Source organism: Sphingomonas sp. S2M10, from assembly GCF_012650175.1.
Taxonomy (GTDB): Bacteria; Pseudomonadota; Alphaproteobacteria; order Sphingomonadales; family Sphingomonadaceae; genus Sphingomonas.
In genome coordinates, this window is record NZ_JAAILI010000043.1 from 86469 (window position 1) to 108267 (window position 21799).

The following is a 21799-nucleotide window of genomic DNA, read 5'->3' on the forward strand; positions in this document are numbered from 1 at the left end:
GGATCCGCGCTGCTATGAAGGGGAAAATGGGGCGACCAACGGGGATCGAACCCGCAACCTCTGGTACCACAAACCAGCGCTCTAACCGATTGAGCTATGGTCGCCGTGAAGGAGTGCGCGCTTAGCGGGCTCCGAAGCGGAGCGCAAGATCCTTACGCGTCATCCGCGCGAAATTCTCACCGCCTCCTCCGGCGTCGTCACGCCCGCGCGCGCCAATGCCCGTGCGGCGGAGCCCAGATTGGGCGTGCTGATAAAGGCGTGGCGCGCGAGAATCGCCGCGTCACCGCCATCATTCACCAACCGCCGAATCGTCGCGTCGCCGCGAATGGCCTCGAACACGCCGGTCTGGCCGGCAAAGCCGCTGCCGTCGCACGCCGCGCAGCCCGCGGCGCTGTAAACGATCGCCCCGGGATCGAAGCCAAGCAGTGCCGACACCGATCCGGTCGCCTGCTCCGGTGCGCGACACTCCGCGCATAGCTGCCGCACGAGCCGCTGCGCCAGAACCATTCCCAGCGCGGAGGCAAGGTGGAAGGCTTCCACGCGCCATTGTCGCATCTGCTGGATCGCTCCCACGGCATCCGCGGCCTCGATCCCGGCCAGCACGAGCCGCCCGGCCTGGCTAGCCTGCACAGCCGCAGCAGCACCGGCGCGGTCTTCCAGCGAATCGATCATCAGCACGTCGAAATCCTGCTCGATCCCGGCGCGCAGCATATCGCCCGTGGCCATGGCCGCGGCGTCGGCCCAGGTGACACCCAGCATCTCCGGCATCGCGCCCCGCCCCACGGCCAGGCCCAGCCGGGTTCGCGAAACCGCAAGCGCCAGCAGCGCCCGCAGCGTCGTGCTGCGGCCATGACCGGCAGGTGCGGCCACCAGCACCAGCCCGGGCCGCTCCAGCACCGCGCGCGTCTCGTTCGCCAGCGCCGTGCTCATACCCAGCGCTTCCAGCTCCCGATGCGCCGCCTGGCGCAGCGACCGCCGAAGGACGACGCGCTGGCCTTGCACGACCGGCAGCAGGAACAGGTCCACCGCCTCCCCCGCCCAGCGCAGCGTGCCGCGCTGCGCCGTCGAGGCGGAGGGCGCAAGCCCGGCGGCAGAGGCGATCTGCGTCACCAGCATCTGGGCTTCCTCGTCGCCCAGCGCGCGGAAAGGGTGAATAAGCCCGGAGGCGCGCAACGAGATCGTCGCGCCCTTCGCGGTGGGCTCGATATGCAGGTGCGACGCCTCGACCTGGGCGGCTTCGGCGAGCAGCGCGTCGAGTTGCGCCGGCCCGGTTGTTGCCGGGCCCGTGATGGCCTGCTTGGCGCGGGCATGTTGTTCTACATCGATAGGCATTCGCTGTCCCCCTGCTGGACCGCGCCGCGCTACGCAGACTTTGTGACGATCGGCCTGCAACCTTATGACAGTTACGCGTCACGCTGGCATCGATCGACCCGTTTTGGCAGAAGCGCCCCATGCAGGCGTCTTCTATTTCCTCGCTGGGCAGCGGTCACCCGTCCGAACCCGTGGTCGAGCATATCCTTTCCTTCCCCGGCGTACAAAGGGTACCCAGCCCGAAGGTGACCTTGTTCATGGTCCGCAATTTCCTCGACGCGGCGCAGTGCCAGGCGCTGATGGGGCGGATCGACGAACATCGGCGGCCCTCCACGCTCGCCAATGCCGGCGATGATTATGCCTTTCGCACCAGCGAAACCTGCGACCTCGCGGCGGAGGATCCGCTCGCGGTCGATCTGAAGCGCCGCATCCTGGATTTCATCGGGCTCGATCCCGCACATGCCGAACCGATGCAGGGCCAACGCTATGCCGTCGGCCAGGAGTTCAAGGCGCATACCGATTATTTCGATCCCAGCAGCGCGGATTTCGAGAAGTATTGCAGCGTCGCCGGTCAGCGGACCTGGACGGTGATGCTGTACCTGAACGCGGTGGATGCCGGCGGAGCGACTCGCTTCAAGGCGATCGACAAGATCGTGCAGCCGGAGGCGGGCAAGCTGCTGGCGTGGAACAACCTTCGCCCCGATGGCTCGGTCAATCCCTCGACGATTCACCACGCGATGAAGGTGCGCGCCGGCACCAAATACGTGATCACCCAGTGGTTTCGCGAACGTCCTTGGGGATGGTGAGGCCCGGAGGACGAAGCCTCCGGGCCGGATGCCGATAGAGCCGACCGATCAGAAGGTCGTGCTCAGCCCGATGCTGAGCGTGCGGCCCTGGATGTAGCGATTGGCATAGACGATCTTGCCGCTGTCGAACGTCTGGCTTTCGCTGAAGCGGGTACGGGTCAGGTTGCGACCCTCCAGCTTCAGTTCGAACGCCGCGCCGGCGATCTCGAACCCCTGGCGGGCGACGATGTCGAACCGGATGCCCGGCCGCTCGATCACGTCCGGCTGGAAGCCGGAGCCAGACAGATTGGACGGTCCGCGATTGGTCACGCGGTCGCTGGCATAGTTGAACAGGAAGGTCAGCTGCGACAGCCGGCTGGTATCCTCCAGGCTGAGCTGCAGGTTCACCAGATGGTCCGACTGGCCGGTCAGCGGCGCACCGTCGCGGAACTGCAGTGCCGCCGGGCCGAAGCCCGCCGAGCAGGAGCCGATCGTCTGGTTCAGAACGTTCGGCACGCAGCTGTCGTCGGCGGTGATTTCCGAATGGGTGTAGGTGTAGTTCGCGATCGCCGTGAGCCGGCGGGTCGCGAAGAACGCCCCCTTCAGCCCGTCCAGCGGGATATATTTCTGCACCTCCACTTCGCCGCCGTACAGCGTCGCCTTGGGCAGGTTGGTGAAGCCGGTCTGCAGCCGATCGTCGGCGCCGGTATAGAAGCCCACCTGCTCGATCGGGTTCAGGATGCGCTTGTAGAAGCCGGCCAGGGTGAAGCGCTGGTCGCGGGCGAAGAACCACTCGTAGCGCGCCTCGAGATTGTCGAGCTTCGAATCGCGCAGCAGCGGGTTGCCGAAGAACAGGCGATCCGAGTCCGGATCACGGAACTGCTGCGGCGCCAGTTCGCGGAACTGCGGCCGCGAGATGGTCTTCGCATAGCTACCGCGCAGCTGCATGTCCGGCGCGAAGTTCCAGGTGAGCGTCAGCGCCGGCAACCAATAGTCATTGTTCAGGCGCGTGCCGGTGGTGCCGATCGGCGTGACGAACTGCCGGGCCTTTTCGTAGCGGACGCCGCCCACCGCGCGCAGACCGTCGATCGCGCTGGTTTCCGCCTGCAGATAGCCGGCATGGATCCGCAGCCCGGCGTCATAGGCATAGGCGCCCAGCGGCGTGTTGAACTGCAGCTGGATGGTGCAGGCACCGGTGCCGACCTGGGGACAGGCGTTGTTCACCACGTCCGGGCTCAGCAGATAGTCGGGCCGCAGCAGGTTGTAGGGATAGCCCGGCGCGGTGCCGCCGCCGACGCTGGTCTGGTAGTTGAACTGGAGACGCCGCGAGAAGCGCGTCGTGTCCGAATAATAATAGCCGGTCGAAAGCGTCAGCGGGATCGCGTTGGGCAGCGTGTAAATCAGGTCGCCCTGCCCGGTCCACAGGTTCTCGTTCAGGTCGGAGAAGATGATCGAGGCGAAGGGCGAGAAGCGCTGCGTCACCTGATAGGCGCCGTCACACTGGAAGCCGGTGGCGCCGTTGCCGCCGTCATAGGTGATCGTCTGCCCGGTGGTGGTGCGATTGGAGCAGAGATAGTCGAACTGGCGCTCATAGGGCGCGTTGCGCTTCGAATTGGCATAGGCGCCGCGCAGGTCGAGCTTCACGCCGTCCAGCGGACGGAACTCGCCCACTGCCTGGGTCTCGAACAGCTCGCGCTGGAACCAGTTGGTGTTCTGCTGGAAGCGCAGGCCGCTGGCGTTGTTGTAGACCTCGGCGGCCGAGCCGCGCGCCTGCTTGAGCACGTCGCGGATATAGACGTTAGTAAGGCGAATGGTGTTCTCGCCAAAGGCATAGCCGATCCCGAGCAGCGCATTGCCGACCACCCGGTTGTCGGTGAGCAGCGTGCGATAGTCGTTGCGGAGATCGCCCTGCGCGTTGACGCTGTCCTGCTGCGTGATCAGGCGGGTGCGCCAAGTGTTGCTATAGCCCACCGACGCGACCAGACCGAGCTGGTCCGAGCCGAAATCGAGCGCACCGCCGCCGCTGATTTCCGCCGACCAGTTCGCCGGCAGCTGGTCGTTGCGCTGGAGCAGCGTGGTCGACGCATTGGAGAGCTGCAGCACCTGCTCGGCCGGGATGATGCCCGAGCCGCTCGGCGCGTTGCGGATGAAATCGGGCACCGAGCGGGTGCCGTCGTCGAAGCCGAGCCAGTCTTGCTTGCCGCCATAATAGGTATAGCCGAGCTCGCTGGTCGTCGCGTCATCGGCCGCCAGCGATCCGCCGACGGTCAGGAAGTCCTTCTTCGGGATCGCTTTGGTCGTGAGGTTGATTACGCCGCCGCCGAATTCGGCGGGATAATTCACCGAATAGGTCTTCTGGACGAGCGCCGAGCCGACGATCGTCGTCGGGAAGATGTCGAGCGGGACCGAGCGGCGCAGCGGCTCGGGACTCGGCAGCGGCGAACCGTTGAGCAGCGACGAGGAATAGCGGTCGCCCAGGCCGCGGACATAGACGAAGCCGCCGCCGACGACGCTGAGGCCGGTCACGCGGCTCAACGCGCCGGCGATGTCGCCCTCGCCGGTGCGTGCGATGTCGTCGCTCGACAGGACGGAGACGACCTGCGGCGTCGCGCGCACCACGTTCGGAATGAACCGACCGGTGACGACGATCTCCTCCGGCACCTGCCCGTCGAAGCCGGGGGCCGATACCTCGACCGGCGGCTGCGTGTCCTGCTGCTGCGCCGTGTCCTGCTCGGCAGGGCCGGCCGTCGAAGGCGTCGGCGCGGCAGTGCTCTGGGCAAGCGCCGCGGCGGGCACCAGCTGGGAGGTCAGAAGAAGAAGCGTGGCATAGGCGTGGCGTCGCTGCATGGCCGTGTCATCCAGTCAGAAGAAGGTGCAATGCCGGGGCGATGACAGGCATCGCCCCGGGTTCGCTCGAGAGGCTGGCCTCAGCGGCCGTTGCAGGCGAAGAACACCGAGTTGAACACCGGCGGGCCCTGGTCCTGCAGCGTGTCGTTCTTGGCGCGGATGGTCGAGCGGTCGGTGGCGCTGGTCTCGCCGGCGACCAGGTTGACGCAGCCAACGCCCGACGGCGACTTCACGATGCCGTTGACGAAGGTCATGTCCGCACCGCCGCGCAGGCGGATCGCCGCCGGCGCCAGCGCCGTCTGGATGAAGGTGAAGTTGGCGTAGCGGCCCCAAGTGCGGGGCAGCAGGTCCTCGGCATTGTTCGAGTCGATCTCGGTCGAGAACGAGTCGGCCGTGGCGCCCGAAACCTTCTGCGCGGCGATCATGAACTGGATGAAACCGCGCCAGCCATTGTCGACGTCGAAGCCGTCATCGTCCGCGCCGGTGACGGCGATGTACTTGATGTTGGAGGCACCACCGAAGATCTCGATGCCGTCATCGGCCGAGTTGTGGCTCTGAATGTGATCCAGCACCGTGCCCGAGCCGACGCCGCCCAGCGTGAGGCCCTGCAGCTCATTGCCGTCCGAGATGGCGATGCCCGAATAGCGGATCTGGACATAGGACATCTGGCCGCTGTTGTCGGCATCGTTGGTGCCGCCGTAGAAGCGGCCGGTGACGCCTTCGATCGCCTGCTGGCAGGGCGTCGGGTTGCTGCCGCCGGTGCCGGTGGCGCAGACCGCGGTGCGGGCGCGGCCGAGCAGGATGATGCCGCCCCACTGGCCCTGGGTCGCGTCGCTGACGCCGTTGCTTCCCAGATTCTGCTGCGAGGTGAAGATGATCGGCGTGTCACGGGTGCCGACGGCCTGGATCTTCGAACCGCGATTGACGAGCAGCAGGTCGTTGGTCGCCTCGGACGAATCCGCCGCGATCACCACGCCGGCGGCGATCGTCAGCGTCACGCCGGCGCCGCCGGTGGCGCCCAGATCGGTGCCGACTTCGGTCTGACCGCGCAGACGATAGAAGACGCCCTGGATCTTCGGAAGCGAGAGATCGGTCGTGATGGCGGCAGGCAGGCGGCAGGCGCGGAAGGTCTGGACCAGGCCGTCATCGATGGTGCCGGTCGGGCAGGCCGCGGTCGAACCGCCGGTGCCGACTGCCGGCACTGCGGTGCAGGCCGCGCCGGTGCCGCCGAAATTGGCGGTGGTCGAGTTGCAGGTCCACTGCTGGAAGGCGGTGTCCGTCGGGCCGTTGAGCGCGCCGACATAATTGGTGCTGCTGAAGAAGCTGCCCAGCGACGACGGATCGAGCGCCGTCGTCAGCGACGTCGCGGTCGCCGGGAACAGCCCGCTGATGCCGGCGCTGGTGCCGTTCACATTGTTGTTGGTCCCGCCCTTCACCAGCGTCAGCTGCTCGTCCGCCGTGATCGAGATGCCGTTGACGGTGGTCGCTGCGGCGAACTGCGCCGCAGTGATGTCCGCCGTGGGGGTGGGCGTGGGGGTAGGCGTCGGCGTCGGCGTCGGCGCGACGATCACGACGCTGCCGGCGCCCGGCGATGCCACATTGTCCGCGCCGTTGCAGGCGGAGAGAGCCGCCGTGGCGGCGGTCGTCAGGAACAGTTGGCCGTAGCGCTTGAAGCTCGCCATCGCGCAGTATCTCCCGTCATTCGTTGCAAACCGGGCGCTTGGCGATGCGTGCGATGCCCCTTTCGCGCCCGAACCGGGCCCTAAACGCCCTGCATGACTCGATCATGCGGTTATCGTGACGATATGATGACATAGATATAATGCTTATGTGACATCACGCGAGGTCGGGCTAATCCCTTGTCGGTATACAGGGGAGGGACCGAAACTGGGGGCTGCAACGGCCGGCGCGCCTAGAGTCCGGCCGTCAGCACCACACCGAGGCAGACCGCCAGACCGGCGATCGCCTGCCGCACGCTCAGCGCCTCGCGAAAGAGCCGGTGGCCGGCCACCGCAGCGATCGGCATCTCCACCACGCCGAGCGATCGCACCGCCGCCGCCGGGGCGAGGTTGAGCGCGAAGAACCAGCCGGAAGAGGCGAGTGCGCCGAACAGCCCCGCACCCAGCGATCCGCGCCAACCGGCGATCACCGCGCACAATGCGGCCGGATCGCGCCATAGCAGGAAGGCGACCAGCCCGACGGTCTGCACCGCCTGCACCAGCGTGACGCTGGTCATGGCGGCGAAGAAGGGATGCGCCGGCTCCAGCGCCAGCCCGGCATGACGGAAGCCGTTTAGTGCAAGCCCGAACAACAGGCCGGACAGCGTGCCGAACACCACGCCGGGCAGCAGTCGCCCCTCCCCGCCGACATCGCGCGGCCAGACCAGCAACGCCAGTCCGGCGGTCGTCACCCCGACGCCCAGCCAACCGAGCGGGCTGAGCGTGTCCCCGAACACCAGCAGCCCGGCAAGCGCCGCCAGCGGCACCGAGCTTTGCTGGAGCGCCATCCCTACCGCGAATCCGGCATGGTACATGGCGTGGAGCAGCGCCGCGGTGGCCAGCACCTGCGCAAGAGCCCCGAGCAGCGCCGGCCACCAGAAGGCCCAGCCCAGTTGCGGATGCAGGTGCCCCGGCCCGATGGCGAGAATGGCCGCGAGCATCAACGCGGCCGAAAAGGGTAGCCCGAAGAGGAATCGCACCAGCGTTGCTCCCCAGGGCCCGCTCGATGCCATCATGCCGCGCTGGAAGACGTTGCGTGCAACCTGGAACGCCGCCGCCGCCACCGTTGCCCCCGCCCAGATCATCGCAACCCTTTCCTGCCTGCCCCTGCGCGGCAACCAGCAGGACCGGCAATCGGGATCCACGTGCGCCTATCGCCAGGCGGCACGCCGGGCAACGAAAAAGCCCGCCGGACCCAGGGGGCCGGCGGGCTTTCTCTACATGGTGGGCGCGGCTGGGATTGAACCAGCGACCCCTGCGGTGTGAACACAGTGCTCTACCACTGAGCTACGCGCCCATTGGCCTGTGGGTGAAACCCTGCGGCCGAAACGGGAAGCGGGCCTTTACGGTGCGCCTCGCAGCCTGTCCAGCCCCGTTTCGCACCCCGCCCGCATTTTTTTGGTACTTAGTTCACCGAATCCTTGAGCACCTTGCCCGGCTTGAACTTGGGCTGGTTCGACGCCTTGATGGTCATTTCCTCACCGGTGCGCGGGTTGCGGCCGGTCGACGCCTTGCGCTTGCTGACCGAGAAGGTGCCGAAGCCGACGAGACGGACTTCGTCGCCCTTCTTGAGCGCGCCGGTGATCACGTCGAACACCGCTTCGACGGCCTTGACGGCGTCACCCTTGGCCAGGCCGGAAACATCGGCGACCTGACCGATCAGCTCTTGCTTGTTCATGCTGGTGCAAACCCCCTGAAACTGTGCGGGATACCGCGTTAGATACGATTGGATGGCCGAATGAGTCGCGGCGGCTGCGCTGGCGTGCGAGTCAGCACGGGCGAGCCGCCGGAGTCAAAGCCTTTCGGACGGAATTGCGTCAGAAAAGTTACGGAATGTCAATGATGCAACGCATCTCCAATTGCCGGCACGCCGGCGGGCGGCTGGGTAGCGAGTTCATCGGCATCCGACCAGTCGATTGCGGTGAGCGGTTCGGTCAGCGCCAGCCGGAGCACCTCGTCGACATGCGCAACCGGGATGATTTCCAGCCCTTCGCGAATGTTCGCAGGAATTTCGGCAAGATCCTTCTCATTCTCGGTCGGGATCAGCACGGTCTTGATGCCGCCGCGCAGCGCCGCGAGCAGCTTCTCCTTGAGGCCGCCGATGGGCAGCACCCGGCCGCGCAGGGTCACTTCGCCGGTCATCGCAATATCCTTGCGGACGGCGACACCCGTCAGCGTTGAGACGATCGAGGTGACCAGGCCGATGCCCGCCGACGGACCATCCTTGGGCACCGCGCCCTCGGGCAGGTGGACGTGGATGTCCTTGCGCGCGAACAGGCTCGGCTTGATGCCGTAGCTCGGGCTGCGCGCGCGGACGAAGCTGAACGCGGCTTCCACCGATTCCTTCATCACGTCGCCCAGCTTGCCGGTCGTCTTGATCGCGCCCTTGCCGGGCACGGTGACGCTCTCGATGGTCAGCAGCTCGCCGCCCACCTCGGTCCAGGCGAGGCCGGTGACCGCACCGATCTGGTGCTCCTCCTCGCCCACGCCGAAGCGATACTTCCTGACACCAGCAAAGTCGGCCAGATTCTCGGGAGTGATGGTGACCTGGGTCTCCTTGCCCTCGAGGATCTTGCGCAGGCTCTTGCGGGCGAGCTTGGCGATCTCGCGCTCCAGCGTGCGCACACCGGCTTCGCGCGTGTAATAGCGGATCAGGTCGCGCAGACCCTCGTTGGTGAGGACGAATTCGCGCTCCTTCAGGCCATGCGCATCGATCTGCTTGGCAACCAGATGGCGCTCGGCGATCTCGACCTTCTCGTCCTCGGTATAGCCTTCGAGCCGGATGATCTCCATGCGGTCGAGCAGCGGCTGCGGCAGGTTGAGCGAGTTGGCCGTGCACACGAACATCACGTCCGAAAGATCGATGTCGATCTCCAGATAGTGGTCGTTGAACTTGCTGTTCTGCTCCGGATCCAGCACCTCGAGCAGCGCCGAGGCGGGATCGCCGCGGAAGTCCTGACCGAGCTTGTCGATCTCGTCGAGCAGGAACAGCGGGTTCGAGGTGCCGGCCTTTTTCAGGTTCGACACGATCTTGCCCGGCAGCGAGCCGATATAGGTGCGGCGGTGGCCGCGAATCTCGGCTTCGTCGCGAACACCGCCCAGCGACTGGCGGATGAACTCGCGGCCGGTTGCCTTGGCGATGCTCTTGCCCAGGCTGGTCTTGCCCACGCCCGGCGGGCCGACGAGGCACAGGATCGGCCCCTTCAGCTTGTTGGTGCGCGCCTGGACCGCGAGATATTCGACGATCCGGTCCTTCACCTTTTCCAGGGCATAGTGATCCTGATCGAGCACGCCCTGCGCCTCGGCGATGTCCTTCTTCAGCTTGGACTTCTTGCCCCAGGGCAGGCCCAGCAGCACGTCGAGATAATTGCGCACGACGGTGGCCTCGGCCGACATCGGCGCCATTGTCTTGAGCTTTTTCAGCTCGCCCTGCGCCTTGGCGCGGGCTTCCTTGGAGAGCTTGAGCGTGGCGATCTTCTGGGTGAGTTCGGCGACCTCGTCGCCCTCGCCCTCTTCGCCCTCATTGCCCAGCTCGCGCTGGATCGCCTTGAGCTGTTCGTTGAGATAATATTCGCGCTGCGTCTTCTCCATCTGGCGCTTGACGCGGCTGCGGATCTTCTTCTCGACCTGCAGCACGCCCAGCTCGCCCTCCATGAAGGCGAACACCATCTCAAGGCGCTTCTGGGGGTCGTTCTCGACCAGCAGTGCCTGCTTGTCGGCAACCTTCACCGAGATATTGGCGGCGACCGCGTCGGCCAGGCGCGACGGATCCTCCAGTTCGCCGAGCTGCACGGCGGTTTCGGCCGGCAGCTTGCGGTTGAGCTTGGCGTAATTCTCGAACTGCTCGACGACCGAACGCATCAGCGCCTTCAGCTCGGGGCTGAGGTTTTCTGGCGTCAGCTTGGAGACGGCCTCGTCGACACCTTCCTGCGCGGCTTCGAGCGACGTGTCGCCTTCTTCCACCGGCTCGACATGCGCAGTGAGGTAGGCGCCAGTCTCCTCGATGGAGAGCAGGTTGCCGCGCTCCTTGCCGGCAACCAGCACACGCACGGTGCCGTCGGGCAGCTTGAGCAGCTGCAGCACTTCGGCGGAAACGCCGGTATCGTAGAGATCCTCGCGGCCGGGATCGTCCTCGGCCGGATCGAGCTGCGCGACGAGGAAGATCTCCTTGTCGGCAGCCATCGCCGCTTCCAGCGCCGCGACCGACTTATCACGGCCGACGAACAGCGGCACGATCATGTGCGGGAAGACGACGATGTCGCGAAGCGGCAGGACGGGATAGGACTGCTTCATGAAAACTCCGGGTCGGCCCCCAGCTGGGAGCACCATAGCCTTATATATGGGGCCTGGAACGAGCGCATCAATTGCGCAGGGGCATTAACCCAGATTGCGGTGGAAAACTCCAGTCCGGTAGAGGCTGGTCTCCGCTCGCGTCCTCCTGCGGCGGCGCTATCATTGCGCCTCACCACGCTGATTCGCCCCGCCCATGAATCCGCGTGCAGCGCTGGGGATGAACTTGAAACTATCGACGATGCGCCTCGCTCTGCTGGCGAGCGTGGCGATGACGACGGATGCCGCGGCGCAGAAGCGCGGGGAGCCGCCGATTACCGCGACCACTCAGGCGTCAGGCGGCGCCATCGAGCCCGCCCGCGCAGCGCTGCGGCTGGAGCATGCCGATCTCGCGATCGACGTGCTGCCGACGGCCTATGCGCTGCACGGCGTGGCGACGCTGACGCTCCGCACCAGCGCACCGCAGACCGAGCTCCAGATCGACCTCGACCGCAATCTCCCGGTTACCGCGATCCACATCGACGGCAAGCCGCTGAACCCGGCGGCGTGGCGTAATCCCGAGGGGCGCCTGTTGATCACGCTGCCCCGCCCGCTCCAAGCCGGCGACCGCGTCGTTGCCGAGATCGCCTATGGCGGCACGCCGCACGTCGCGGTGCGCGCGCCGTGGGACGACGGGCTGGTATGGGCGACGACGCCCGGCGAAAAGAAGCCGTGGATCGCGACCACCGCCGAGGGCTATGGCTGCGACCTGTTCTGGCCCTGCCTCGACTTCCCGCAGGGCGAGCCCGCGCTGGTCGACCTGCACATCACCGTGCCAGCAGGGCTCAAGGCCCCATCGAACGGCAAGCTGCTCCGGGTGGAAACACGCGCCGACGACCGCACCACATGGCACTGGCGCGCGACGAGCCCCAATCCCTATGACGTCGCGCTCAATATCGGCCCCTATCAGGAGCTGACCGCCACCTATAAGAGCCGCTTTGGAAACAGCTTCCCGCTGCACTATTGGTATTTGCCCGGCCGCGAAGCCAAGGCCAGGGCGCTGTTCGCCGAGTTCGCGCCCACGGTCGATTTTTACGAAAGCGTGATCGGCCCCTTCCCTTGGGGCGACGAGAAGCTGGGCGTCGTAGAGACGCCGCACATGGGCATGGAACACCAGACCATCAACGCGTACGGCAACAACTATCGCAAGACGCCTTCGGGCTTTGACGAGATCTTCCAGCACGAGCTCGGCCATGAATGGTTCGGCAACCAGCTGACCGCCGCCGACTGGGACGATTACTGGCTGCACGAAGGCTACACCCAATATATGCAGCCGCTGTACGGCCAATGGCGCGAGGGCGATGCCCGGTACGCCGCGATGATGGACGAATTTCGCCGCGTCATCCGCAACAAGGCGCCGATCGTCTCGGGCAAGTCCCGCACTGAAGAAGCGGTGTACGAGGAGGACAAGGGCGGCGCCGGACAGGACATCTACTACAAGGGCGCCTGGGTGCTGCACACGCTGCGCTACCTGATCGGCGACGACAACTTCTTCGAGGTGACCCGCCGCATCGTCTATGGCCGTCCCGATCCCCGACCCGGCAACTTCAAGCCGCGATTCGGCACCACGCCCGAATATATCGGCATCGTCCGGCAGGTGACCGGCGAGGATCTGCAATGGTTCTTCGACGTCTATCTTTATGCCGCCGAGCTGCCGGAGCTGATCGAGGAACGCGCCGGGGATCGGCTCACGTTGCGCTGGAAGGCTCCCGGCGATCGTCCCTTCCCGCTTCCGCTCGACGTGTCGATTGACGGCAAGGTGCAGAAAGTGCCGATGCCTGGCGGCACCGCGACACTCACCGTTCCGGCGGCCGCGCATGTGGTGCTCGATCCCGATGCGCATATCCTGCGCCGCGCCGAATCGGTGGAGGCACTCCAACGCTGGGCACAGCAGCGATAACCGCAATCTTCGTGCCCGGGCCGATAGGTGTGCACCTGAATCCGGGTGGTTACGGCAGAGGCGATACTGCCCGCACCTTTCGGTGGCAGAACGAACGTCTATGCTGCCTGCGTGAAGCGCGGCGTGTCCGTCGCTCCTGACCCACATGCAGGACGCATCGGCATGGCGCGGCTTGCATCGCTCGCACGTCTCTGCGACCCTTTGGCTGCACCACGAGACGCGCAAGACCTGCTGGGGTGAGGAATGAAACTGCTTTGTGGCCTGATCCTCGGGCCAGCCCTGCTGTTCGGCGCGCTGCCGACCAGCGCGCAGGAGGACCTGCGCATCGAGGGCGACTGGACGCACACCGCCAGTGGGATGACGTTCCCCGAGCGACTGGGGAATGCACTCCGCACGCGCATTCACAGCTATGATGCCGAACAGCTCGACGTCAGTGCCGGGTATTCGCTGCGCCAGGGCGGCGAACTCGGCTTCGTGACGCTCTACGTCTACCCTGCCATGCCCGCTCGCGATTGCGAGAAATCTTTCGACGAGATCGCGCGCAACATTGCCCAGAGCAATGTCGATGTGAAGCTGGTGGCGCAGGACCGCTGGCCGTCCCCGTCCGGCCGCACCCCAGAGGTCGCCTATCATGCGCGCTTTGGCATGATCGGGAAGCTCGACGGCAAGGAGCAGCCGCTTACCTCCGAGAGCTATCTGTTCTGCCCGGCGGGCGGAACCTGGCTGGTGGCGGCACGCGGCACCTGGGCGCGCTCGGCAAAGCTTGAATCTGCATTCGCCGAACTGCTGCACAGCCTGCAATGGCCCCCCGAACTGGACAACGCTGCGGACAGCACCGGCAAGGACTGAACGATGTTTCCAGGCCACCGGCTTCGCCCTCCGGACTAACCTGCACGAAAAAGGCGCGCGGGTCGGGTGACCCACGCGCCTTTCCATGAAACGTCCCCGGATCAGGCGGCGCTGCCGGCCTTTTCCTTCTTGGCGTAGATGCGGACCGGCTCCTTGCGGCCCTCGACCACATCCTTGTCGACCACCACTTCGTCGACGCCGTCCATGCTGGGCAGGTCGAACATCGTGTCGAGCAGGATGCCTTCGAGGATCGAACGCAGGCCGCGCGCGCCGGTCTTGCGCTCGATCGCCTTTTTCGAGACGGCGGTGAGTGCGTCGTCGGTGAAGCCGAGCTTGACCGCCTCCATGTCGAACAGCTTCTGATACTGCTTGACCAGGGCGTTCTTCGGCTCGGTCAGGATCTTGATCAGCGCGTCGACGTCGAGGTCCTCGAGCGTCGCGATCACCGGCAGACGGCCGACGAATTCGGGGATCAGGCCGAACTTGAGCAGATCCTCCGGCTCGGTCTGGCGGAGCAGTTCGCCGGTGCGGCGTTCGTCGGGAGCTGCGACATGCGCGCCGAAGCCGATCGACTTGCCCTGCAGACGGTCACCGATGATCTTCTCGAGGCCCGAGAAGGCGCCGCCGCAGATGAACAGGATGTTGGTCGTGTCCACCTGCAGGAATTCCTGCTGCGGGTGCTTGCGGCCGCCCTGCGGCGGAACGCTCGCGGTGGTGCCTTCCATCAGCTTGAGCAGCGCCTGCTGCACGCCCTCGCCCGAAACGTCGCGCGTGATCGACGGGTTCTCGGCCTTGCGGCTGATCTTGTCGATCTCGTCGATGTACACGATGCCGCGCTGGGCCCGCTCGACATTATAGTCCGAGGCCTGGAGCAGCTTGAGGATGATGTTCTCCACGTCCTCGCCGACATAGCCGGCTTCGGTGAGCGTGGTGGCATCGGCCATGGTGAACGGCACATCGAGGATGCGCGCCAGCGTCTGCGCCAGCAGCGTCTTGCCGCAGCCGGTGGGGCCGACGAGCAGGATGTTCGACTTGGCGAGCTCGACATCGGCACCCTTGGCGCCGTGGTTCAGCCGCTTGTAATGGTTGTGCACCGCCACCGAGAGGACGCGCTTCGCCTTCTTCTGCCCGATGACGTAATCGTCGAGCACGTCGCAGATTTCCTGCGGCGAGGGGACGCCCCCGTCCTTCTTGGACACCAGCGAGGACTTGGTTTCCTCACGGATGATGTCGTTGCACAGCTCGACGCACTCATCGCAGATGAACACGGTCGGGCCGGCGATGAGCTTGCGCACCTCGTGCTGGCTCTTGCCGCAGAAGGAGCAATAGAGCGTGCTCTTCGAGTCACCGCCGCTGAGCTTGGTCATTCAATCCATCCTTCGCGCCTCGGGCGCGTAACGCTCGCCTGCCATCCTACACGCAGGCGAAATTCCGGCAATCCATAATCGCCCCCGCCCGCCCGACGGTTCCATGCACCGGGAATCGTCAGGCGGCCGAGGATAGGGATATAGTGTTAATTAGCCGCTGCCGCATCCTCGCTCGGCACCGGGCGCTTCTCGTACACCTCGTCGACGATGCCGAAGGCCTTGGCCTCCTCGGCTTCGAAGAACGAGTCGCGGTCCATCGTCGTCTCGATCTTCTCGATCGGCTGGCCGGTATACTTCGAATACAGCGCGTTCATGCGCGCGCGGATTCGCAGAATTTCCTTGGCCTGGATCTCGATGTCCGACGCCATGCCCTGCGCCCCCCCCGAAGGCTGGTGGAGCATGATGCGGGCGTTGGTCAGCGCCACGCGCAGCCCGGGCTCGCCCGACGCCAGCAGGAACGAGCCCATCGACGCCGCCTGGCCGATGCACACCGTGCCGACGCGCGGACGGATATACTGCATCGTGTCGTGAATCGCCATCCCCGCCGTGACGACGCCGCCCGGCGAGTTGATGTACATCCAGATGTCCTTCTTCGGATTTTCCGATTCGAGGAACAGCAGCTGGGCGGTGATCAGCGAGGCCATATGGTCTTCCACCTGGCCGGTGACGAACACGATCCGCTCCCGCAGCAGGCGCGAATAGATGTCGAAGCTGCGCTCGCCGCGGCTCGACTGCTCGATGACGATAGGAACGAGTGCGCCGGTAACGGGATCGATGGTCATCTGACCGGAAAGCGGATGCATGTGGGATGATCTCGTGGTTGTTGTATTGCCCGCGACTACATCGGCGCTCCGGCTGCGCAGCGCAAGAGGGGCTTTGCCGGAGGGGCACCCCGGCCATGGGAAGGGCAGTTCCGATGGAGCAGCAGAAGGGGGAGGCGCTGCCCCCCCTTCCCCGCCTCAGGCCGCGTCGACCATCACGATCTCGCTATCCTCGATCGCGGTGATCTTCACGCGCTCGACGTCCTTGATCGCGGCGCCGTCACGGGCGTTCACCCGCACGCCGTCGATCTCCACCGCGCCGGTGGCAGGCACCAGATAGGCGCGGCGATCGCTGCCCAGCGTGTATTCCGCCGTCTCGCCGGCACGCAGGGTCGCGCCCACGACCCGGGCATCGGTGCGGATCGGCAGCGCGTCGCCGTCGCCCTCGAAACCGCTGGCCAGCACCACGAACTGGCCGGCGCGGTCGGTCTTGGGGAAGGGGCGCGTGCCCCAGCTCGGCTTCTCGCCGCCGCGGGTCGGCTGGATCCAGATCTGGAAGATGCGGGTGGTCTCGTCCTCGCGATTATATTCGGAGTGCGCAATGCCCGTGCCTGCCGACATCACCTGCACGTCGCCGGCCACGGTGCGGCCGTGATTGCCCAGATTGTCCTGGTGGGTGATCGCGCCCTCGCGGACATAGGTGATGATCTCCATGTCGCGGTGCGGGTGCGGCGGAAAGCCGGTCTGCGGCGCGATCGTGTCGTCGTTCCACACGCGCAGATTGCCCCAGCTGGTGCGGGCCGGATCATAATAGTTGGCGAAGGAGAAATGGTGCTTGGCATCGAGCCAGCCATGGTTGGCACCGCCAAGGCTGGAAAAGGGGCGAAGTTCGATCATCCTAGGTCTCCCTGCGGGGGCGCGCCGGGCTGCGGCGCCGTTTCGATGGCCGGGATATAGGCGGGCTCGACTTCTCCAATCAGTGGGATAAGTTGGAGCGAAACGTTCCAGGAAATCGAAATGTCAAACCCGGGCACGCCCACCTTCGACCAACTCCGCATCTTCCTCGCCGTGGTGGACAGCGGCAGCTTCGCGGGCGCCGGGCGGCAGCTCAACCGCGCCGTGTCGGTGATCAGCTACGGCATCGCCAATCTCGAGGCGCAGCTGGGCGTGCTGCTGTTCGACCGCGAGGGCACCAAGAAGCCCCGCCTCACCAGCGCCGGCGAAGCGGTGCTGGCCGAGGCGCGGACGGTGGCGCAGGGCATCGACGGGCTGCGCGCCAAGGTGAAGGGCCTGCTCGACGGGCTGGAGGCGGAGGTGAACCTCGCCGTCGACGTGATGCTGCCGACCCGCCGGCTCGGCGAGGTGCTGCGCGCCTTCCGCGCCGAATTCCCGACCGTGACGCTGCGCCTGCACGTCGAGGCGCTCGGCGCGATCACCAGCCTGGTGCTGGACGGCAAGGCGGTGCTCGGCATCTCCGGGCCGCTGGCGCAGGGGATGAACGGCATCGAATGCGAAGCGGCCGGGTCGGTGCCGATGGTGCCGGTAGCGGCCCCCGACCATCCGCTCGGCCGGATGAACCCGATCCCGCCCGGCGCGGGGCGCGACCATGTCCAGCTGGTGCTTTCCGACCGCTCGCCGCTCACCGCCGGTCGCGACTTCGCGGTGATGAGCCCGCGGACCTGGCGGCTCGCCGACCTCGGCGCCAAGCACGCGCTGCTCCGGGAGGGGATCGGCTGGGGCAATATGCCGCTGCCGCTGATCGCACCGGACCTCGTCGCAGGTACGCTGGTACGCCTCGCCATGCCGGAGAGCCCGGGCGGCATGTACCGCTTCAGCGCGATCTGGCGGCGCGACGCCCCGCCGGGACCCGCCGCGTCGTGGCTGCGCGCGCGGTTCGTCGATGCCGGACAGGGAGATGCGGATCTCGAGCAGTTGGGCGAGGTTTAGTCAAAAGGCCCCGGCGACCTACCATGTCTTGACCGCCGGATGGCATGATCAGATCCTTGCGCGACAAGACAGACATGGAGGGCGATGCGATGATGCAGGGTTGGTTCGTCGTCTCACCCGAACAAGGCGCCAAGCTGATCCGCCTGACGATGGGCGGCTTCTTTGCCAGCGCGACGATCCAGCAGCTGCGGGCGGAGCTGGTCCGGGCGATCGCATCGCTTTCCTGCCCGCCCAATACGCACGTTACCCTGTGCGACATTCGCCAGATGGACATTCAGAGCCAGGAGCGCGTAGAGGAATTCTCCAGGCTGGTGGGCAGCGAGGACATCCGGTCGCGCAAGCTGGCCTTCGTCACCGCGAAGAGCCTCGCGCGCCTGCAGGCGAAACGGCTGACCTCGCGCGAGGGCGTGGCGTTCTTCTCGGATATCGACGCGGCCCTCGAATGGCTGACCGGCTGAGATCCGCGACCGATGATGCCGGCGGAGACGCTTCTGATCATGGCAATGGCTTCGGCTGGACTTCCCTCCCCACCCTCCGCCCTGCAGGAGCAGTCGGAAATCATTGTCACCGGTGCCCGGCCGCTTGCGACCAAGATCGATTACCGGCTGCGCGGCGCGGCGCTTGTCTATTGCGGCGCCAGGGACCGGCAGCAGAATGCATCGGCTGTCGCCACGATCTGCACCATTCTCGATACATGCGTGCGCGGCGGCGCGCGCTCCCAACAGGCGCTCTCGGCGTGCGTCGAGGACAGACGCGCGAGGCGGCCTTCACCGGGCAAATGATTCGGTCGCCTCCGGCAGGTCAGAACAGAACCGCCCCGCCCGCTACCAGCCGGACGTCCGGCGAGCGGTGATTGAGCCCCGCCACGGCCAGCACGTCGAGCTGCAGCACCTTGGTCGGCTTCCATGCGGTAGAGAGCGCGGCCAGCGCATGGGTTTCGTGGCCCGCGGGATCGTTGTCCCGCTCCAGAAAGACCTCTGCGGTGGTCGTCACCCTTTCGCTCAGCTTGTAGCGCAGGCTGGTGATGCCGCTATAGGCGAGGTGCCGCCCCTGCCCGCTGTCGTCGGCGGCGGCGTCGGCCTCGCCCGTGAAGGAAACCGCCAGCTTCTCGGTAAGATCATATTGCACCGGCACGATCGCGCCGGCGGACCAGGTGCCGTCGCCGATCGGAGCCTTGCCGGTCGGTGCGGTCACGAAACCTTCGATGCCCGCCGAGAAGGGCTTGCCCTTTTCTCCCGCAAGATGCTGGCGAAGGGCAAAACGCAGGTCGCCGCTCGAACGCACCGTCTCCATCGTGCCGCCGGCCTTGTCGCGGGTTCGCGCGCGGCCATAGCCCGTCCAGCCGACCTGAACCTCGGTCTTCGACGCCACGCCCACCCGCACCAGCAGATCGGCGGCGAGGATCTGATCCTCCCGCTCCTGCGCACGGTCGTCCCGCTGCCAGTCGAGGAACGAGGTCTCGACATGAACGCGGCCCGGCTCGGTGGTGCAGCTCGATCCCCCGATGCTCGGCCGGGTCGGGCAGAAGCGGGGATCGTCGTCTGCCAGCGCATTGTCCGCCGCGAGCAGCGCGGCAACGAGCCCGGATATGCATGCAGCTCGAACCATGTCGTCCCCCGATGTTGTGGAGGGCCCAACGATGTCGCATCAGAAATGTTTCGACACACACATGTGTCAGTCGTCGCGGACTGCATGCTCCAGATCGGCGGCGTGGGCGGCGGCCGGCTCGGTCGGCGCGATGGCGTCAGCGAGTTCGGTTTCCACCCGCGCACCGCCGGTCAGGGTACGGTGCACCGGGCAGCGATCGGCGATCTCCAGCATCCGCGCGCGCTGGTCCGGATCCAGATCGCCCTCGATCTCGATCCGGCGGGTGAACAGGTCGGCGGGAACCATGCCCACCTGGCGCTGATGGCCCGCCAGCGTCCGGATGCCGGTGACCGGCCAGCCCTTCTGCACCGCGTACACGCGCAGCGTCATCGTCGTGCAGGCCGCCAGCGCCGAGGCGAGCATCTGATACGGCGTCGGACCGGATCCCAGACCGCCGACCGACGCGGGTTCGTCGAGCACCAGCGCGACGCCCGCAACCTGCACCGCCACCTGAAACTTGCCCGCGCCGGTATCGCGGGCAATCGCATCCAGTGCGCGTTCCGTCGTCATGCCGCCTGCTCCGCCAAGTGGGTCTGGATTGCGATACCCTGCTTCAGGGTCAGCGTCACGGGCGTGCGCTCGGCGATTTCGGCAAGCCGGATGCGGGCAGCCTCGTCCGGCCCGGCGATGCGCAGCACGCGGCGGATATGTCGGACCTCGGGCGTGCCAAGGATGCGCAGATCGACATCCAGGGCGTCGATCCGCCAGCCCTTGCGATCGGCGTACATGCGCAGCGTCATGGCCGTGCAGGCGCCCAGCGCGGCGAGCAGCAGGTCGTAAGGCGCCGGACCGGCATCCTGGCCGCCGTTGCTCGGGGGTTCGTCTGCCAGCAGCGGGTGATGGCCGGCCTGGAGGTGCGTCTCCAGGAGATCCGGGCCGATATGCGCGGTTGCGTGGGCCATGTCGCGCGCCTCAGATCGCGAGCAGCGCGATCGCTTCGATCTGCGCGGGGTTGAAGCCGTGATCGGCCAGCACCGGGACAAGGTTCTCCGCAGGCTTGCGCTGCCGCCGGGTGGTGCAGACGAACGCGCGGATCGCCTCCAATCGGGGATCGGCGAGCGGCGTCGGCCGGCGCGACCCGAACAGCGCATCGGAGACGCGGCCCAGCAGCGACGGGCGCGCTGTCGCGGAAGCGGCCGCGCAGCCGCAAGCGGCGGCATCCTGGAAAGCGACGGAGACCGCCGCCCATTCGGTCTGGCTCAATACGGGCTGGGTTGAACGATCCATTGGAACCTCCTGCGTTGGGCACCTTGTACCGCGGAGCAAATATTCGGATCAGCGGGATAGTCTTGGCGATTTCGTTCGAGATTGTGGAAAAGACGCTTTTCCAGTTCATCGAACATTCCGCGCAGATTTATTTCACTCCCTGAACCGAGCAACAACGCGCATCTCTCCGTCACGAGGCGAGGCAGATTGGTCCCCGCCGATCACTGGAGACACATCATGGCTACCCTACCGTTCGCTACCGCTGCGACCCCTACCAAGGTTCAATCGGCCCTGCCGCTGGTTGGCCGCATCGGCATCGCCGCCATCTTCCTGTTGAGCGGCTTGTCCAAGCTCGCCGCGCCCGCCGCCACGATCGGCTATATCGCCGCGTCCGGCCTGCCGCTGCCGCAACTGGGCTTTGCCATCGCGCTGCTCGTCGAACTGGGCGGCGGTGCGGCACTCATCCTGGGCTATCGCATCCGTGCCGTTGCCGCGGTGCTCGCTGCCTTCTCGCTCGCCACCGCCTTCGCCTTCCACGCGGCGCTGGGCGACCAGAACCAGTTCATCCACTTCTTCAAGAATGTCGCGATGGCCGGCGGGCTGCTCCAGATCGTCGCGTTCGGCGCCGGGGGCTGGAGCCTCGACGCCCGCCGCTGACACCGGCGATGTCGCACCGGGAGAGGAGCCGCGGCGATCGCTGCGGCTCCTTTTTTTCGTATCCCCATCCACAGGTACAGGCGCACCACCGCCGCCGCGCTGCTACACCCGCGGCGGAGGAGATCGCGATGCCCCGCTGCACCCACATGAATGCCGAAACCGTCCGCACGGTAACGCCGAGCGCGCAGGGGTGCGAGGAATGCCTGAAGCGCGGCAGCTGGTGGGTGCATCTGCGCCTTTGCCGCGCATGCGGCCATGTCGGCTGCTGCGACCAGTCCCCCAACCGCCACGCCACCGCGCATTTTCATGAAACCGGCCACGCGATCATGGAAGGCTATGACCCACCCGAAGGCTGGGGCTGGTGCTATGCCGACGGCATCGGCGTCGACCTGCCCGACCAGACGCCGCAGCGCGGGCCGATCCCCCGCTTCTTCTGAACGGCGCGTGGACAGCCGCGCGGCGGCCGCTAAGACAG

The 21799-nt window shown here is 66.4% G+C and carries 21 protein-coding genes and 2 tRNA genes; 8 read left to right on the plus strand and 15 right to left on the minus strand.

Translation table 11 applies throughout. From position 1 onward, the window contains the following. Window positions 1–27 precede the first annotated feature (27 nt). Window positions 28–104: transfer RNA gene (locus S2M10_RS10260), tRNA-His, on the minus strand. A 55-nt stretch (window positions 105–159) separates the two neighbouring features. Next, window positions 160–1332 (minus strand): ATPase, T2SS/T4P/T4SS family, encoded by a 1173-nt coding sequence (locus S2M10_RS10265; RefSeq protein ID WP_168845969.1) that lies wholly within the window; start codon window positions 1330–1332, stop codon window positions 160–162. 119 nt (window positions 1333–1451) lie between these two features. On the opposite strand from S2M10_RS10265, the gene S2M10_RS10270 reads away from it, so the two are divergent. After that, window positions 1452–2117: a 2OG-Fe(II) oxygenase gene (locus S2M10_RS10270; RefSeq protein WP_168845970.1), complete on the plus strand. Its 666-nt coding sequence runs from the start codon at window positions 1452–1454 to the stop codon at window positions 2115–2117. Between the two features lie 48 nt (window positions 2118–2165). On the opposite strand, the gene S2M10_RS10275 is transcribed toward S2M10_RS10270, so the two are convergent. From S2M10_RS10275 to lon, 6 genes are all read right to left on the minus strand, one after another. Beyond that, the gene (locus S2M10_RS10275; protein WP_168845971.1) at window positions 2166–4943 is read right to left on the minus strand and encodes a TonB-dependent receptor; all 2778 of its coding nucleotides are present in this window, start codon (window positions 4941–4943) and stop codon (window positions 2166–2168) included. Window positions 4944–5023: 80 nt separating this feature from the next. Further along, window positions 5024–6625, minus strand: coding sequence for a hypothetical protein (locus S2M10_RS10280; protein WP_168845972.1), 1602 nt, complete (start codon window positions 6623–6625; stop codon window positions 5024–5026). 230 nt (window positions 6626–6855) lie between these two features. Then, window positions 6856–7746: a DMT family transporter gene (locus S2M10_RS10285; RefSeq protein ID WP_168845973.1), complete on the minus strand. Its 891-nt coding sequence runs from the start codon at window positions 7744–7746 to the stop codon at window positions 6856–6858. A 137-nt stretch (window positions 7747–7883) separates the two neighbouring features. After that, window positions 7884–7958, minus strand: a tRNA-Val gene (locus S2M10_RS10290). A gap of 108 nt (window positions 7959–8066) precedes the next feature. Beyond that, window positions 8067–8339: an HU family DNA-binding protein gene (locus S2M10_RS10295; protein ID WP_064311555.1), complete on the minus strand. Its 273-nt coding sequence runs from the start codon at window positions 8337–8339 to the stop codon at window positions 8067–8069. A 158-nt stretch (window positions 8340–8497) separates the two neighbouring features. Next, window positions 8498–10954 (minus strand): endopeptidase La, encoded by a 2457-nt coding sequence (lon, locus tag S2M10_RS10300; RefSeq protein ID WP_168845974.1) that lies wholly within the window; start codon window positions 10952–10954, stop codon window positions 8498–8500. A 238-nt stretch (window positions 10955–11192) separates the two neighbouring features. Between lon and S2M10_RS10305 the strand changes: the two genes are divergently transcribed. Next, window positions 11193–12890, plus strand: coding sequence for a M1 family metallopeptidase (locus S2M10_RS10305; protein WP_211090973.1), 1698 nt, complete (start codon window positions 11193–11195; stop codon window positions 12888–12890). Between the two features lie 243 nt (window positions 12891–13133). Continuing rightward, complete coding sequence (locus tag S2M10_RS10310) at window positions 13134–13739, plus strand: hypothetical protein (protein WP_168845975.1); 606 nt, start codon at window positions 13134–13136, stop codon at window positions 13737–13739. 101 nt (window positions 13740–13840) lie between these two features. Here S2M10_RS10310 and clpX read toward each other — a convergent pair whose 3' ends face one another. The 3 genes from clpX to S2M10_RS10325 all read right to left on the minus strand — a co-directional run bounded on the left by clpX (window position 13841) and on the right by S2M10_RS10325 (window position 16764). After that, a complete protein-coding gene (clpX, locus tag S2M10_RS10315) occupies window positions 13841–15106 on the minus strand; it encodes an ATP-dependent Clp protease ATP-binding subunit ClpX (RefSeq protein ID WP_168845976.1) in 1266 nt (421 codons plus the stop codon). 146 nt (window positions 15107–15252) lie between these two features. Continuing rightward, the gene (locus S2M10_RS10320) at window positions 15253–15888 is read right to left on the minus strand and encodes an ATP-dependent Clp protease proteolytic subunit (protein ID WP_174596075.1); all 636 of its coding nucleotides are present in this window, start codon (window positions 15886–15888) and stop codon (window positions 15253–15255) included. 177 nt (window positions 15889–16065) lie between these two features. Beyond that, the gene (locus S2M10_RS10325) at window positions 16066–16764 is read right to left on the minus strand and encodes a pirin family protein (protein ID WP_168845977.1); all 699 of its coding nucleotides are present in this window, start codon (window positions 16762–16764) and stop codon (window positions 16066–16068) included. 120 nt (window positions 16765–16884) lie between these two features. Here S2M10_RS10325 and S2M10_RS10330 point away from each other — a divergent pair, with 120 nt between their 5' ends. Genes S2M10_RS10330 through S2M10_RS10340 form a run of 3 tightly spaced genes read left to right on the plus strand, consistent with a single transcriptional unit; the run spans window position 16885 to window position 18596 of the window. Further along, window positions 16885–17814, plus strand: coding sequence for a LysR family transcriptional regulator (locus S2M10_RS10330; RefSeq protein ID WP_168845978.1), 930 nt, complete (start codon window positions 16885–16887; stop codon window positions 17812–17814). Window positions 17815–17858: 44 nt separating this feature from the next. Beyond that, the gene (locus tag S2M10_RS10335) at window positions 17859–18272 is read left to right on the plus strand and encodes a hypothetical protein (RefSeq protein ID WP_168845979.1); all 414 of its coding nucleotides are present in this window, start codon (window positions 17859–17861) and stop codon (window positions 18270–18272) included. A 15-nt stretch (window positions 18273–18287) separates the two neighbouring features. Further along, window positions 18288–18596 (plus strand): hypothetical protein, encoded by a 309-nt coding sequence (locus S2M10_RS10340; RefSeq protein WP_168845980.1) that lies wholly within the window; start codon window positions 18288–18290, stop codon window positions 18594–18596. A gap of 19 nt (window positions 18597–18615) precedes the next feature. On the opposite strand, the gene S2M10_RS10345 is transcribed toward S2M10_RS10340, so the two are convergent. The 4 genes from S2M10_RS10345 to S2M10_RS10360 form a co-directional block, all read right to left on the minus strand. Beyond that, a complete protein-coding gene (locus S2M10_RS10345) occupies window positions 18616–19422 on the minus strand; it encodes a transporter (RefSeq protein ID WP_168845981.1) in 807 nt (268 codons plus the stop codon). A gap of 66 nt (window positions 19423–19488) precedes the next feature. Then, window positions 19489–19971 (minus strand): OsmC family protein, encoded by a 483-nt coding sequence (locus S2M10_RS10350; protein ID WP_168845982.1) that lies wholly within the window; start codon window positions 19969–19971, stop codon window positions 19489–19491. Continuing rightward, entirely contained in the window at window positions 19968–20363 is a 396-nt protein-coding gene (locus S2M10_RS10355) for an OsmC family protein (protein ID WP_168845983.1), read from the minus strand. Before S2M10_RS10355 ends, S2M10_RS10350 begins: the two co-directional genes overlap by 4 nt. A 10-nt stretch (window positions 20364–20373) precedes the next feature. Continuing rightward, a complete protein-coding gene (locus S2M10_RS10360; protein WP_168845984.1) occupies window positions 20374–20688 on the minus strand; it encodes a hypothetical protein in 315 nt (104 codons plus the stop codon). 216 nt (window positions 20689–20904) lie between these two features. On the opposite strand from S2M10_RS10360, the gene S2M10_RS10365 reads away from it, so the two are divergent. Both S2M10_RS10365 and S2M10_RS10370 read left to right on the plus strand, forming a co-directional pair. Continuing rightward, window positions 20905–21324, plus strand: coding sequence for a DoxX family protein (locus S2M10_RS10365; protein ID WP_168845985.1), 420 nt, complete (start codon window positions 20905–20907; stop codon window positions 21322–21324). A 128-nt stretch (window positions 21325–21452) separates the two neighbouring features. Further along, window positions 21453–21761, plus strand: coding sequence for a UBP-type zinc finger domain-containing protein (locus S2M10_RS10370; RefSeq protein ID WP_168845986.1), 309 nt, complete (start codon window positions 21453–21455; stop codon window positions 21759–21761). Window positions 21762–21799: the final 38 nt, after the last annotated feature.